Here is a 15052-nt window from a genome sequence, read left to right as displayed (position 1 = left end):
GCCCGCGTCGCTCTTTCAATCTCCGCCTGCTCGCGGCGCTTCGTCTTGTGAAAGACGGTAAGCAGGACGATCCGGCGCCCGGGCGCGATCCAGTAGCTCACTCTTTGTTGCACGCCGCCACAGTAGAAACGCAACTCCCAGAGCTGCCCATTCAGTTGCCGTGCGTATGGCATCCCGAGCGATATGCCCATCTCCTCAAGCAGTTCAAAGTGCATATACGCCTGGGCGCGCCGTGCGTCATCGAGCTTGCCGTACCACTCTTCAACTTCAGGCTCCAGCTCAAGTGTACCCCATTTCATAACACGGATGTTATGAGACGCGTCTGCCGATCCGGCCGAAATGAGATCACCCCGAACCTCCGTGACCCTTTTGCCGGATCGTCGGCGATGAGCCAGCGCTCTGATTCGCGTAGCGGCCGAGCGCCAGCGAGGACGCGGAGCAGGGCGGGCGAGTGGGCGATCTTCCGCGCGGAGCGCGCCAGCCGCAGGCGTCATCTGCGGAGCGCAGCGGAGCCGCTGTGCTTGGCCGGTGCTTACGCGCCCGGCTTGAACTCCTCGCCCGGCTTGAGGGCGCGGAAGCGCAGGGCAGACCAGGTTTCGTCGATCGCGACCTGGCTGATGGGGCGCATGCCGCGCTCGGCGAGGATCGGCCAGAGCGTGTCGCGGTTGATGTCCGCCTTGTTCGCCTTCGGATACGCGACCCAGAACGCCGCGGGCGCAGCCAACTCCTCGTCGGCGTGCTTGCCGAGGAGCTGACGCAGGTCTGACGCGCTGTCGGCGAACATGACAGCCGCCGTCGCCTCACCGATCGCCGGGACGATCTCTACGTTGTCCGGCAGCGGTGCGATGAGCGCGAGCCTGTCTTCGTGGGAGAGCCAGAACCTCGAATCCGGCTTGACGAGCAGTTTTGCGGCTACTGACTTCTCGGGCATGCGCGATACCTGCTCCCTGTCCCGATGGGTACTTCAATGTGCTGACTGGGCGCCGGTCCGGGATACCGAACCGACGCCCAGTCAGTCATGCCACCTGCCCGCGTGCCGCCCGCGATCAGCCCTTCACCGAGCCGGCCAGCAGGCCGCGCACGAAGTAGCGCTGGAGCGAGAAGAACACTGCGAGCGGGATGACGATGGACACGAACGCGCCCGCGGTCAGCAACTCCCAGCGCCCGCCGAACGACCCCACCATCTGGGAAAGCCGCACGGTGAGCGGTTCGACCTGGGGCGTGCCTCCCGCAAAGGTCAGGCCGACCAGAAGGTCGTTCCACACCCACAGGAACTGGAAGATGGCGAATGCGGCCAGGGCCGGGGTCGCCAGCGGCAGGATGATCGTGCGGAACACCCGGAAGTGCGACGCTCCGTCGACCAGCCCGGCCTCGATCAGGTCCCGCGGGATCTGCGCGATGAAGTTGTGCAGCAGATACACCGCCAGCGGCAGCGCGAACATCGTGTGCGCCGTCCACAGCGACACGTATGTGCCGCTGACGTTCAGCGCCGGGATGAGCGCCACCGTGCCGATGTGCGCCCCGCCGGAGAACAGCTGGAGCAGCGGCACCAGCGCCAACTGCAACGGCACCACCTGCAGCGCGAAGATGAAGAAGAACAGCGCGTCGCTGCCCCGGAACTTCACCCACGCCAGCACGTACGCCGCCATCGCCGCGAGCGTCAGCGGGAAGAGCGTGCCCGGGATGGTGATCGCCAGCGAGTTGACCAGGAACGGCATGATGCCGCTCGAACCGCCGAAGTTGGCGCTCTGGAACAGCACCGTGTCGTAGTTCGAGATGGTCAGGTGCGGATGCGCGAACGCCGTCCACCAGCCCGAGGTGGCCGAGGCCCCGGAGGGCCGGAATGAGGCCACGAACAGGCCGAAGGTCGGTACCGTCCACAGCACTGTGAGGAGCAGGACCAGCCCGGTGGCCAGCGGGGAGGAGAAGGAACGCCGGACCGCCTTCGCCCCGGGCTCGGCCGGCGCGGTCTTGATGGGGGAGACGACTTCGGCAGGCGTACTCACCGGATCTGCCTTTCCCTGCGCAGCAGCACGATGTTGTACCCGACCAGCGGCAAGACTCCGGCGAACAGGATGACCGCGAGCGCGCTGCCCTTCCCGGTGTCGAAGTTCACGAAGGTCTGCGAGTACATGTCGTTGGCCAGCACCTCGGTCCCGAAGTTACCGCCGGTCATGGTCCGGATGATGTCGAACAGCTTCAGTGTGATGATCATGACCGTGGTGAGCACCACGATCAGGGTGTTGCGGATCATCGGGAACGTGATCCGGAACGCCATCGCCAGGCCCTTGGCGCCGTCCACCTTCGCCGCGTCGATGATGTCGTCCGGGATCGCCTTGATCGCGGCCGAGAGCACCACCATGGCGAATCCGGTCTGCGACCAGATCATGATCACCATGAGCAGGAAGTTGTTCAGTGGATGGCTCAGGATCCAGTTGGGCGGATTGCTCCAGCCGAGCTTGATCACGATCTGGCTGAGCAGCCCGGTCTGTGGCTGACCCGGTGCCCGGTAGTCGTAGACGAACTTCCAGATGATCGACGCGCCGACGAAGGAGATCGCCATCGGCATGAAGATCAGCGACTTGTACAGCGACTGGAATTTGACCCGGTCCACCAGAACGGCGAGCAGCAACCCGAGCCCGGTGGCCACGAACGGCGCGATGATGATCCACAACAGGGTGTTGAGCAGGGCCTGTTGCGCCGCGCCGTTGGTGAACGCCCAGCCGTAGTTCCTGCCGCCGAGGAAGACCGAGGAGTCGTCGCTGTAGAAACTGAGGAAGATCGTGCGGATCGCCGGGACGACCAGCCCGACCGCCAGCAGGATCAGCGCGGGCCCGAGCAGCACCGCAATGGTCAGCGGACGGTGCAGCCGACCGGTCGCCCGGCCGGCCGCGACGAAGATGATCAGCCCGATGCCGAAGAAGATCAGCAACGCCTCGCCGGTCTGCCCCAGCTTCGAGAACGCGTCGCTCGCCGTGCTGGCGAGGATCTCTTGTGTCTGCGCGGCCATCATCCGGCCTCCGTGATACGGAGGCCGGACGAGGCGTCAAACTTGGTGGAACCGTACGTCACGAGCTGGGCCAAGCGGCATCGATGTCGGAGGCGACCTGCGTGGTGCTCTGGCCCTGGCCGAACCAGGCGGTGAACGACTTCCACTCCTGGCCCGCGCCGACCGCGGCGGGCATCAGGTCCGAGGCGTCGAACCGGAATGTCGCGTTCGGGTCGGTCAGGTACTTGGCGGACAGCTGGTCGATCGGGTCGGTGTACAGGCTCTTGTCGACCTTCTCGTTGGCCGAGACCCATCCGGGCGCGACCTTGATGCGCGAGTCCGCCCAATCCGGGGTGGACAGGTAGTTCTGCACCGCCTGCACCTCGGGACGCGAGGAGAACGCGGTCACGAACTCGCCGCCACCCTCGACCGGGGTCTGGGTGTTGCCGGCGGCCGGCAGGTAGAACGCGAACACGTCGCCGTCCGGGGCGACCTTGGTGCCGGTCGGCCACTGCGCCTCGTAGAACGAGGCCTGCTGCAGCATCCAGCACTGGCCCTTGAGGATCGGCTTGCCCGCGTCCTGGAAGGTGGTGGTCGCGATGGTCTTGACGTCACCGAAGCCGCCGTTGACCCACGCAGGGTTCTGCATCCAGCCCGCCACGGTCTGCATCGCGGACTGGATCGGCGGGTCGGAGAACTTCACCTTGTGGCTGACCCAGTCGTCGTAGACCTGGCCGCCGTCCTTGCCGAGCACGACCTCCTCGAGCCAGTCGGTGGCCGGCCAGCCGGTCGCGGTGCCGGAGGAGATACCGCCGCACCACGGCTTGCCCTTACCCGAGGCCGCGATCTTCGCCGAAAGCGACATCAGCTGGTCCCAGGTCGTCGGCACCTGGTAGCCGGCCGCGCTGAACGCCTTGGGCGAGTACCAGACCAGCGACTTCATGTTGGCGCTCATCGGCGCCGCGTAGAAGGTGCCGTTGACCGTGGCGTACTGCTTCCAGATCGCCCCCCAGTTGTTCTCGTTGGACACAGTCGTCGCCGGCGGCTTGGCCACCTTGTGCGTCTTGACCATCTGGGCGAGCAGACCGGGCTGCGGGATGACCGCGATGTCCGGGGCGTTGCCGCCGGAGACGCGGACCGCCAGCTGCGACTCGAAGTCGTTCGAGCCCTCATAGGAGATCTTGATTCCGGTGCACTGGGAGAACTTCGCCCAGGACTTCTGCAAGGAGTCCGACTCGGGGCTGATGATCGAGGCGAACATCGTGACAGTGGTGCCGGAGTGGCCGGCGTAGGCCTGGAACTGCGCGCAATCGCCCGTGAGGGTTGGTACGGCCTGCGCGCCCTTGGAGCCGCTGCTGCACGCTGCTGCGAGCAGCGATGCCGAGGCGGCGGCGGTCAGCAATACGCGGCGCTTCGAACGCGACCGCTTGCGATCGTCGTGGCTCCGGGTCGTGAGCCCCCGTGTGCCAGAGCTTGTGAACATCATCGTCCTCGATCCCTGACTCGCTGATTACCGGTGCGTCCTCAGGAAAGTCGTTGACTCGGCCCGAGAAACGACACCTGAGATGCAACCTTGCTTTTGTTGTCCCGTCCAGCGTTACTGGTGGATCAACCCGGTAACGATTCGGCCAACCCGTCCGGTGGACGCGAGATCAGGCAAGGGGCGGGCCGGCGAGGCCTCTCGCTTTTGAAAGTTTCACGGATAGCGGCCAGATGGATGCTTTTACCTGCAGAATTGGGCCGAACGGGTGGAAGCTGGGAAAGGCGGACTCAATTGGCGTAGGCGGTCGCCTGGAGGGAGTAAAGCGCGGCGTAGCGCGCGTTGGCGGCGAGCAACTGCTCATGCGTACCGCACTCGGCGAGCTGACCGCCCTCCATCACCAGGATCAGATCCGCGCCGGCGACGGTCGAGAAGCGGTGCGAGACCACGAGGGTGATACCGCCGGAGTGCTCGGCGATCTCGCGGGCCCGGCGCATGTAGCGCTCGAAGATCGCGTGCTCGCTCGGCGCGTCGAGGGAGGCGGTCGGCTCGTCCAGCACGAACAGCAGCGGAGCCGGGCGCATGGAGGCGCGGGCCAGCGCGATCTTCTGCCACTGGCCCTCGGAGACCTCCACGCCGCCGAACTGGCGGCCCAGCCGCGTGTTCAGGCCGTCGGGAAGGCGGCGCACGAGAGCGTCGGCGTCGGCGTCGCTGACGGCCTGTTCGATGCGGGCGATATCGTCGATGGCTGAGACGTCGCCGAAGCCGACCGCCTCGGCGAACGAGGTGTGATACCGGCCGAAATCCTGGAACGCGGCGCTGGTGACGGACCGCCAGGCGGGAGTGTCGACGTCGGCGAGATCGACGTCGTCGACCAGGATGCGGCCGCGATCTGGGCGGTAGAGCTTCGTCACGAGCTTGACGAGCGTCGTCTTGCCTGAGCCGTACTCGCCGACCACCGCGACCACCGAGCCGGCAGGTAGATGGACCGTCAGGTCGCGCACGGCGCGGCGATCCGTGCCGGGATAGCTGAAGGTGACGTTGTCGAAGGTGATGCCGGAGGAAAGGCGGGTCGGCGGGTGCAGACCGGGACCGGCGAGCGCGTACTGGTGGTCCCGGTAGCGCCGCAGCCAGCGGAAGGGGCGTAGCACCCGGGTGTATCCGCCGGTGTCGGCCGAACGCCGGACCGCTTGCTCGACGATCATCCGCAGCTGCGTGCCGACCGTGACCGTGAGCACGATGTCGCCGATACGCCCAGGATTGTCCGCGGCGCTGCGCACGACTACGGCAAGCCCGCTGACGAAGCAGAGCGAGAACAGGCACCAGCCAGCCGCGGCCCAGATCGCCGAGCGGATTCGCGCCCTGATCCAGATCCCCTCGGCCCGATCCGCCGCGGCGCGCTGGCGGCGTACGAGCTCAGGCCCGGCGCCGCTGACCCGTAGCTCCTTGCCCGCCGCCGCGGAGACGGCAAGCTCGAAGAGGTCTCGTTGCAGCCTGCGGTCGGCTGAGCGGGCGATCTCGGCGGCCTTGACGCCCATCCGGCCCCGCCGCTCGAAGAGCACCGGGATCGCGCTGGCGCCCAGGATCAGGAACAGCAGTGGGCTGACGCTGCCGAGCAGGCCGAGGGTGAGCGCGAGCCTGGCGATGAAGCCGACCGACTCGACCGCCGCCCACGCCGAGTCCACGATGCCCCAAGCGTTGTTCTCGACCAGGGTGAGCCGGTCGAGGTATGCGGAGCGCTCGAGGTGGTCGACGGTCTCGATACCGATCGCGCCGCGTCGCACTTCCGGCACGATCTGGTGCATCGCGACGACCTCGGCCAGCTCGATCCGCATCATGCCGCCGATCTCGCCGATGCACTGGTTCACCGTGTATGCCAACGCCGCGCCGAGCGCCCCGACGATAACTGCGCTGGTTGTGTGATGCACGGAGCCCGAGACGATGGCGCGCAGGCTGACGCCGATGAGCGCGATGGCGCACGTGTCGAGGATGAGCGCGCCAATCACGGTGACGCACCGCACCTTGCTTTGCCGCCAGCTAAGCCGCATCAGCTCGCGCCAGAGGGCAAGGCCGGCCCGCAGATCGGGACCGAGCGCTTCCTCGGGTTCGGGCGCGGTTGCGGACACGGTGGTGCTATAGGAGCGGTTTGGCTCCGGGTTCGTCTCGGCGCTCGACTCTGGGCTCGAAGCCGCGTTCACGGTAGTTCTCCCTGTTCCAGGACGTCCTGGTAGCCGCGCACGAAGCGCTCGGCCTGGATGGCGAACATCTCGGCGTAGCGGCCGCCGCGCGCGATCAGCTCGTCGTGCGAACCGGATTCGGCGATCCGGCCGGCGTCGAGCAGCACGATCCGGTCGGCTTGGCGCACCGTGGACAGACGATGCGAGATCAGCACCACGCTTGCCTCGCTGGCGGCGTCGGCGAGTCGCTGAAAGACCTCGAACTCGGTTCGTACGTCCAGATGCGCGGTCGGTTCGTCGAGCACGAGAATGCGCGCGCCCGTTCGCACGGCGAACAACGCGCGGGCAAGCACGACCTGCTGCCATTGCCCGCCGGACAGGTCGACGCCGTGCTCCCGCGACTTGGACAGCGGCGTGTCCCAGCCGAGCGGGAGCCGGTCGAGCGCGTCGATCAGGCCGGAGTCGCGGGCGGCGCTCTCCAGAACGTCCTGCGCCGCGTGAGTATCACCGGTGGAGGCGCCGAGCTGTACGTTCTCGCGGGCGGTCAGCGGGTACTTGACGAAATCCTGGAAGACGATCGACAGCTGACGACGCCACGCGGCGTGGCCGAGATCCCTGATATCCACGCCGTCAGCGGTGACCCGGCCCTCGGTTGGCTCGTAGAGACCGGCGAGGATCTTGGTCATGGTGGACTTGCCGGCGCCGTTGAGCCCGACCACCGCGAGCAGTTCTCCGGGCCGGATCTCGAAACTGAGGGCGTCCAGGATGGTGCGGGTCGAGTCGGGATAGGCGAAGCCGACTCCTTCGAAGCGGACCAGGGGCGCCGGGCGGTGCTCCGGCGCGGCGGTGGCGGTGGCGGTGGCGGCAGCGGTGGAGAAGAAGGCGGGAGCAGGAGCGGGACTGCGGCTGGAGTGAAGCCGTGCGGCGAGCAGCTGCTCCAGCTCGTCATAGGCCTCCATGACGGGCGTCGCGCCCTCGATCGCCATCGCGTCGTACGTTCCGCCGATCGCCGCGAAGACCGACCAGGCGGACGTGAGTACGACCGTCTCGGCGGCAAGCGTGCCGTGTCCGTGCGCCGTCGCGAGGCCGACCCCGGTGAACGCCACGGCGAGCGGCACGAAGATGAGGATCGCGATCAGCCACTTCGAACGCGCGACCCGGTGGTGGCTGGCGAAAGTCGGGTCGAGGTGCGCGCGCATGTGTCGCTGACCACGCGCGACAAGCCAGTCTTCGAGCCCGAAGATGCGCAGTTCCTTGCCCTCCGCCGGTGACGTGGCGACGTTTCCCCAGTACCTGAACTGCCGGTTCTCGGCGATGCCGCGCCGCCAGATCCGGAAGTGCGACAGCCATTCGCGGCGGCCGACCGCGCGCGCCACGAACGCGGGCACCACGATCACGGGCACCAGCCACCAGGAGAAGCGGGCGACGACGAGCGCGGAGGCGGCCACGCCCAGATAGCGCGCTATTAGCTGGAGTTGGCTGAGCGCGCCGTCGGCCGGGGTCTTCTCCACCCAGGTCGTCGATTCCGCCGAGGCCGCCTTGATCAGGTCCTGCACGTGCGGCCGCTCCAGTTCGGTGATCGTCGGGGTGCCGAGCGCGAGCAGCGCGAGCCGCTCGCGGTGTGTCGCGTTGATCCGCGAGTACGCCACGTCGAGCACCGGCCAGTTCGCTGCGGCGACCAGTTGCGCGCCCACGAGCGCGGCGGCGAGGAAGATCAGCGGCGGCGCGGCGAATGAGAACGCGCCCGGATGTCCGGCGTGTGCCTCGATCCGGCTGACGACGGCGGCGGTGGCGAGCGCCGTGGCAGCGGGCAACAGCACGCTGATGACTAGGAGAGCGGCATACAGCGTGGTGATCGGATATCCGGCGTCCGGAAATAGTTTCAGGAGTTTGATCCGGATGGCGAGGCTCGATGTCATACCGTCCTACGCGGGTTGGGTGGGGAGGGGCCCACCCTGGTTTCGAACGCCGCGTCGGTCAATTCGATTTTCGCGGTTCGAAACCGGATCCCACGCCCGTCTCATGAGCGGCTCATCGAGGTGGGGCAGCGTGAAGGCCATGACAGCGACCGTGGAGCAACGCACGAACGTAGTGACTGATGTAGTGACGCACGGCGGCCGGCCGCCCGGACGCTTCCCATGGCAGCGAAGAGCGCTGTTCATACTGCTTGCCGCGACTGCAGCGCTCTATCTGTGGAACCTGTCGGTATCCGGCTGGGCGAATCCGTTCTACTCGGCGGCGGTCCAGGCGGGCACGAAGAGCTGGAAGGCGTTCTTCTTCGGCTCCTCGGACGCCTCGAACTTCATCACCGTGGACAAACCGCCGGCCTCGCTCTGGCTGATGGAGCTGTCCGCGCGGCTGTTCGGCGTCAACTCGTTCGCGATCCTGCTGCCGCAGGCGCTCGAAGGCGTCGCGTCGGTCGGCGTGCTGTACGCAGCGGTGCGGCGCACGTCGGGCCACGCGGCCGGGCTCATCGCCGGCGCGGTGCTGGCCCTCACGCCGGTCGCCGCGCTGATGTTCCGGTTCAACAACCCAGACGCGCTGCTCGTGCTGCTGATGACCCTTGGGGCGTACGGCGTGGTGCGCGCCGTGACGAGCGTCGAGTCAACGCGTGCGCAGACTCGATGGCTCGCGCTGGCCGGTGCGTGCATCGGCTTCGCGTTCTTGACCAAGACGCTGCAAGCGTTCCTCGTGCTGCCCGCGTTCGCGCTGGTCTATTTGGTCGCCGCGCCGACGACGCTGTGGCGCCGGGTCCGGCAGATCGGCGTCGCGACGCTGGCCATGGTGGTCGCGGGCGGCTGGTGGGTCGCCGTCGTCGAGCTGATTCCGGCGGCTGACCGGCCGTACATCGGCGGATCGCAGGACAATGACTTCCTCTCCCTCACCTTCGGCTACAACGGCTTCGGCCGGCTCACCGGCGACGAGACCGGCTCGGTGGGCGGCGGTGGCGGCGGCTGGGGCGCGACCGGCTGGACCAGGATGTTCGGCTCCGAGGTCGGCTCGCAGATCTCCTGGTTGCTGCCGACCGCGCTGCTGCTGCTCGGCTTCGGGCTATGGGCGACGCGCCGCGCACGGCGCACGGACCCGGAGCGCGCGGCGCTGCTGCTGTGGGGCGGCTGGCTGGTGCTGACCGGCGCGGTGTTCTCTTACATGGCAGGGATCTTCCATCCGTACTACACGGTTGCGCTCGCTCCTGCGATCGGCGCGGTCGTCGGCATCGGCGCGATGATGCTGTGGCGGCGGCGGGCGAACGACAAGGCGGCGGTGGCGCTCGGGGCCGCGATCGCGGTCGGCGCGGTGTGGGCGTTTGTCCTGCTGAACCGGACACCTGAATACCTGCCCTGGCTGCGATACGTCGTGCTGATCGGCGGTCTGGCCTCGGCCGGGATCGTCGCGCTGGCGGCGCGGGCACCGAAGACCGTGGTGCGGTGGGCCGCAGTCGCCGGGCTGGTGGCGCTCCTGCTCGGACCGGCGGTGTACACGCTGGACACGGTCAACACCGCGCACACCGGAGCGATCCCGAGCGCCGGTCCCGCGTCGGCGGGCGGATTCGGCGGACCTGGCGGCGCGGGCCGAGGCGGGTTCGGCGGGCCAGGCGGCGGCAACTTCGGCGGATTGCGCGGCGGTCAAGGGCAGAGCCAGACGCAGAGTCAGGGTTCGCCGTTTGGGCAAGGCAGCACGACACAAGGCGGCACATCCCAAGGCGGCACATCCCAAGGCGGCTTCGGCGGTGGCTCGGCGGGCGGCATGGGCGGCCTGCTGAACGGATCGACCGTCAGTTCGGCGCTCACCCAACTGCTTCAGGCGAACGCGGGCAAGTACACCTGGGCCGCCGCCACCATCGGCTCGAACAACGCGGCGAGCTATCAGCTGGCCAGCGGCGATCCGGTGATGGCCATCGGCGGGTTCAACGGCACCGACCCGACCCCGACCCTGGCCCAGTTCGAGCAGTACGTGCAGCAAGGGAAGATCCACTACTACATCTCCGGCTCGACCGGCGGCTCAAGCTCCAGCGCCGCGCAGATCGCGAGCTGGGTCAAGTCGCACTTCACCGCGCAGACGGTGGGCGGCGTGACCGTGTACGACCTCACCTCCGCGACCAGCACGAGCACGGCCTGACCGGCGCGTCCACGAGTTGTCCACAGACCGGCCCGGAACCCGCAAGTTCCGGGCCGGGCTGTCGCATCCGCCCGATAAGCTGCGGTCATGGCGGCGGCTAAAGAGGCGAGGGATGCTGAAACGGAGGGGGAAGGCCCGAACTTCCACCTGGCCGTGCTCGAAGGCGTCCTCGAACGCATCACCTATGCCAACGAGGAGACCGGCTACACCGTTGCCCGCGTCGACACTGGCCGCGGCTCTGCCGATCTGCTGACCGTCGTCGGCGCGTTGCTCGGCGCGCAACCCGGCGAATCGCTGCGCATGCGCGGTCGTTGGGGCTCGCACGCGCAATACGGCCGGCAGTTTCAGGTCGAGAATTACACAACCGTCCTGCCCGCGACCATACAGGGCATTCAGCGCTACCTCGGCTCCGGCCTGATCAAGGGCATCGGGCCCAAGCTCGCCGAGCGCATCGTCGAACACTTCGGCACCGACACGCTCACCATCATCGAGACTGATGCGCAACGGCTGGTCGAGGTGCCGACGCTCGGCCCGAAGCGCACAAAGCTGATCGCGGACGCCTGGATCGAGCAGAAGGCCATCAAGGAGGTGATGGTCTTCCTGCAGTCGGTCGGCGTCACCACCTCGATCGCGGTGCGCATCTACAAGGAATACGGCGACACGGCCATCGAGGTGGTCAAGGCAGAGCCCTACAAGCTGGCCGCGGACGTGTGGGGCATCGGCTTCAAGACCGCGGACGCCATCGCGAAGGCGGTCGGCATCCCGCACGACTCTCCGGAGCGGGTGAAAGCCGGGCTGCAGTACACGCTGTCACAGGCTTCTGATGCCGGAAACTGCTTCCTGCCGCGGGAGAAGCTGATCGAGGCGGCCGTCAAGATCCTCACCGTGGACGCAGCGCTCTGCGATTCCTGCCTCGAACAGCTGATCGCGGCGGAGGGGGCGGTGCGCGAAACGCTGCCGGGGGAGTGGGCGGACACCGAGGCGATCTACCTCGTGCCGTTCCACCGCGCCGAGGTAGCGCTCGCCGCGCAGCTGCTGCGGCTGAAGAACGCCGGCGAGGACAAGCTCGCCCAATTCCAGCAGATCGACTGGGACAAAGCCCTGACTTGGCTGCGGGCGCGCACCGGCAACGCGCTGGCGCCAGAGCAGGAGCAGGCGGTGCGGCTCGCGCTCACCAGCCGACTCGCGGTGCTCACCGGAGGCCCCGGCTGCGGCAAGTCCTTCACCGTCCGCTCCATCGTGGAACTCGCCCGCGCGAAGCGGGCCAAGGTGGTGCTCGCCGCGCCGACCGGCCGCGCCGCCAAACGGCTGGCGGAGCTGACCGGCGCCGAGGCCGCGACCGTGCACCGGCTGCTTGAACTCAAGCCGGGCGGCGACGCGGCCTACGACAAGGACCGGCCGCTCGAAGCAGATCTCGTGGTCGTCGACGAAGCGTCGATGCTCGACGTCCTGCTCGCGAACAAGCTCGCCAAGGCGATAGCGCCCGGCACGCACCTGCTGCTGGTCGGCGATGTGGACCAGCTGCCGAGCGTCGGAGCGGGCGAGGTGCTGCGGGACCTGCTCGACGCCGAGCCGATCCCGCGGGTCCGGCTGACGCAGGTGTTCCGGCAGGCGCAGCAGTCCGGCGTCGTCGTCAACGCGCACCGGATCAACGCCGGAAAGCCGCTGCGTCTGCGCGAGTACCCCGACTTCCACCTCTTCGCCGAGGACGACTCGGAGAAGGCCGCCGACCTGGTGGTCGACCTCGCGGTCAGCCGGGTGCCGCGCCGCTTCGGCTTCGACCCGCGGCGTGATGTGCAGGTGCTCGCTCCCATGCATCGCGGACCGGCCGGAGCGGGGAACCTCAATGTGCTGCTTCAGCAGGCGCTCACCCCGCACCGCGACGGCGCTCCCGAGCGGCGCTTCGGCGGCCGGGTCTACCGGGTCGGCGACAAGGTGACGCAGATCAGGAATAACTACGACAAAGGTGCGAACGGGGTCTTCAACGGCACCGGCGGGATCGTGACGGGCATCGAACCGGACGACCAGAAGCTGACGGTGCGCACCGATGAGGACGAGCTGATCGCGTACGACTTCGCCGAGCTCGATGAACTCCAGCACGCATACGCGGTCACCGTGCACCGGTCGCAGGGCTCTGAATACCCGGCCGTGGTGATTCCGGTGACCACCAGCGCGTGGACGATGCTCCAACGCAACCTGCTCTACACCGCGGTCACCCGCGCCAAGAAACTCGTGGTCCTGGTCGGCTCGGAGCGTGCCCTCGCGCAGGCGGTGCGCACGGCCGGGTCCGGTCGCCGCCACACGGCACTGGACCTGCGGCTGGACGGGACGCTGAACTGAACTGAACTGAACTGAACGTCAGGAGACCGCGGCCGGAAAGAGGCCGGTCGGCCAGTCTCCGAGCCAGAACGCGATGCGCGACGACTGCTCGATGCCGAGCGTCGAGCCGTCATGCGGAACCAGCTCCGTGGGCGCGATGTAGCCCTCGCCGGGCTCGAATCGGATCCGCACACAGCGCAGGTCTCCGCCGCGCCGCATAAACTCGCGAACGTCCCCGGTGCGTGGGAACGGAGCGTCGAGTGCCTGCTGCGCGCACAGGTCGCGGATGTCCAGCGTCGCAAGCAGCACGTACCGATCGCCGGGGCCGAGATTAAGCGCCAGGCGCCGGCGGCTGCGATCCCGCTGCGCCAGCGGCAGCTTGTCCCAGTTGTCGAGGTGGATTCCGGTGCGCCGGTTGACGCGCTGGTCAACGGTCGTGGTGCGCTGTCCGGCCGGGCTGTCGGTATGGCCGAGGAAGATGCTCGGATGCCGGCCGCCGAACGGATCGAATGGGCTGGGCCGACCAGGGTCGTCGAGATCGAACTCGACGCTGTGCGCCCGGATCTGGTCAATTTCCCCCGGCCGCAGCGGCAAGCGAATCACCTCGTGCACCGCGCTGTCCGGAGTGTCGTCACCCGGCCGCAGCCCCGCCACGTCAGCGGGAGTCAGCGGCTCCCAGTCGTCGCCGGGCAGCACGGCCAGCGGGTCATAGCCCGGCTCATTCGCGGCGATCCGCGTCGAGGCGACTTCGCAGCGTCCTTTCGCGTTCAACGCGTCGATGAACGCGATGCGCGTGCTCATGCCGTCCGTCCGAAATTGGGTTGAGATGGAGACCTGGCTGGTGGCGCCATAGTCTCATGCGAATATCGCGCGGTCCGGCAACCGGGCTGAAACCAGCCTGGCGAATCCGGCGGTTGCGCGGGCGCCGTCCGGTGTCGTGCTCTCGCCGTCGCCCGCCCGAAACGCGCCGTTAACCGGCACCGGCCGCGGGGAAGATGATAACCGGGCTCTGATAGCGGAGCCCTCATTGCATGTTCGGCACGACACAGGAGGGGCGCCTGTGAGGTCGATGGTTCAGGCTGCTGACGGTCGCACTCTGATGTACGAAAGCTGGGGTGCACCGGACGGCGAGCCGGTGTTCCTGTTTCACGGCACGCCGGGCAGCCGGGTCGGGCCGCATCCTCGGCACGCCGTGCTCTATCGGCTCGGCATCCGGCTCATCTGCCACGACCGGCCGGGGTATGGCGGCTCCGATCCGCTGCCCGGCCGCACGGTTGCGCACGCAGCCGAGGACGTCGCGGCCATCGCCGATCACCTCGGACTGGATCGATTCGCGGTGGTGGGCCGGTCCGGCGGCGCGCCGCACGCCTTGGCCTGCGCCGCGCTGCTGCCGAAACGGGTCACCCGAGTAGCCGTGCTGGTGGCGTTGGCGCCTTGGGACGCCGAAGGACTGGACTGGTACGCCGGGATGACCCAGTCCAACATCGACGAGTACCGCAGCGCCGAGGCCGGCTACGAAGTACTGGCCGCGCGGATCAGCGCCTACGCCGACCGCATCCGGCGCGATCCGCTCGCGGAACTTCCGTTCGATCCCGCCGACCTGCCGATCGCCGATCGCCGGGTCGTCGCCGACTACAGCATTCGCAGCATGCTGCTGGACAACTTCATCGAGGCGTTGAAGGACTCGGACACCGGTTGGATCGACGACGCCTATTCGTTCGTGCGGCCCTGGGGTTTCGAGGTGACGGCGATCGAGCGCCCGGTGCTGCTCTGGCACGGCGAACTCGACATCTTCTCGCCGGTCGCGCACAGCCGCTGGCTCGCCCAGCGCATCGCCGGCGCCGAACTGGTCCTGGACAAGGACTCAGCGCACTTCGGCGCGATGAAGGTGCTGCCCAGGGTGCTGAACTGGCTGGCCGAGGACTCGACAGGCCGGCTCGTCGCCTGACGGCGGCCGCCGCGTCCCCG

The 15052-nt window shown here is 68.0% G+C and carries 11 protein-coding genes; 3 read left to right on the top strand and 8 right to left on the bottom strand.

Going from position 1 to position 15052, the window contains the following annotated elements; translation table 11 throughout:
* The 7 genes from VN779_RS07350 to VN779_RS07320 form a co-directional block, all read right to left on the bottom strand.
* On the bottom strand, positions 1–299 hold a 299-nt coding region (locus tag VN779_RS07350; protein WP_325721471.1), incomplete at its 3' end, for a type II toxin-antitoxin system RelE/ParE family toxin.
* A gap of 233 nt (positions 300–532) precedes the next feature.
* Positions 533–931 carry a hypothetical protein gene (locus VN779_RS07345; RefSeq protein ID WP_325721469.1) on the bottom strand — a complete coding sequence of 133 codons (399 nt, stop codon included), beginning with the start codon at positions 929–931 and terminating at the stop codon, positions 533–535.
* A gap of 115 nt (positions 932–1046) precedes the next feature.
* Positions 1047–2006, bottom strand: a complete 960-nt coding sequence (locus tag VN779_RS07340) for a carbohydrate ABC transporter permease (protein WP_325721467.1) — start codon at positions 2004–2006, stop codon at positions 1047–1049.
* The gene (locus VN779_RS07335; RefSeq protein WP_325721465.1) at positions 2003–3010 is read right to left on the bottom strand and encodes a sugar ABC transporter permease; all 1008 of its coding nucleotides are present in this window, start codon (positions 3008–3010) and stop codon (positions 2003–2005) included. The genes VN779_RS07340 and VN779_RS07335 overlap by 4 nt, the downstream gene beginning before the upstream one ends.
* A gap of 58 nt (positions 3011–3068) precedes the next feature.
* The gene (locus VN779_RS07330) at positions 3069–4472 is read right to left on the bottom strand and encodes an ABC transporter substrate-binding protein (protein WP_414639605.1); all 1404 of its coding nucleotides are present in this window, start codon (positions 4470–4472) and stop codon (positions 3069–3071) included.
* 287 nt (positions 4473–4759) lie between these two features.
* Positions 4760–6667: an ABC transporter ATP-binding protein gene (locus tag VN779_RS07325; RefSeq protein ID WP_325721461.1), complete on the bottom strand. Its 1908-nt coding sequence runs from the start codon at positions 6665–6667 to the stop codon at positions 4760–4762.
* Positions 6664–8565 carry an ABC transporter ATP-binding protein gene (locus VN779_RS07320; RefSeq protein WP_325721459.1) on the bottom strand — a complete coding sequence of 634 codons (1902 nt, stop codon included), beginning with the start codon at positions 8563–8565 and terminating at the stop codon, positions 6664–6666. The genes VN779_RS07325 and VN779_RS07320 overlap by 4 nt, the downstream gene beginning before the upstream one ends.
* Before the next feature lie 139 nt (positions 8566–8704).
* On the opposite strand from VN779_RS07320, the gene VN779_RS07315 reads away from it, so the two are divergent.
* Positions 8705–10765, top strand: coding sequence for a glycosyltransferase family 39 protein (locus VN779_RS07315; protein ID WP_325721458.1), 2061 nt, complete (start codon positions 8705–8707; stop codon positions 10763–10765).
* An 87-nt stretch (positions 10766–10852) separates the two neighbouring features.
* Entirely contained in the window at positions 10853–13105 is a 2253-nt protein-coding gene (locus tag VN779_RS07310; RefSeq protein ID WP_325721456.1) for an ATP-dependent RecD-like DNA helicase, read from the top strand.
* 18 nt (positions 13106–13123) lie between these two features.
* Here the strand turns inward: VN779_RS07310 and VN779_RS07305 are convergent, their stop codons facing one another.
* The gene (locus tag VN779_RS07305; RefSeq protein ID WP_325721454.1) at positions 13124–13885 is read right to left on the bottom strand and encodes a hypothetical protein; all 762 of its coding nucleotides are present in this window, start codon (positions 13883–13885) and stop codon (positions 13124–13126) included.
* 298 nt (positions 13886–14183) lie between these two features.
* Between VN779_RS07305 and VN779_RS07300 the strand changes: the two genes are divergently transcribed.
* Entirely contained in the window at positions 14184–15032 is an 849-nt protein-coding gene (locus VN779_RS07300; RefSeq protein WP_325721453.1) for an alpha/beta fold hydrolase, read from the top strand.
* The last annotated feature ends 20 nt before the right edge of the window (positions 15033–15052 follow it).

Origin of the sequence: Actinocrinis sp. (assembly GCF_035605935.1) — a bacterium.
GTDB lineage: Bacteria > Actinomycetota > Actinomycetes > Streptomycetales > Catenulisporaceae > Actinocrinis.
This window is presented reverse-complemented; position numbering and strand designations above follow the sequence as displayed.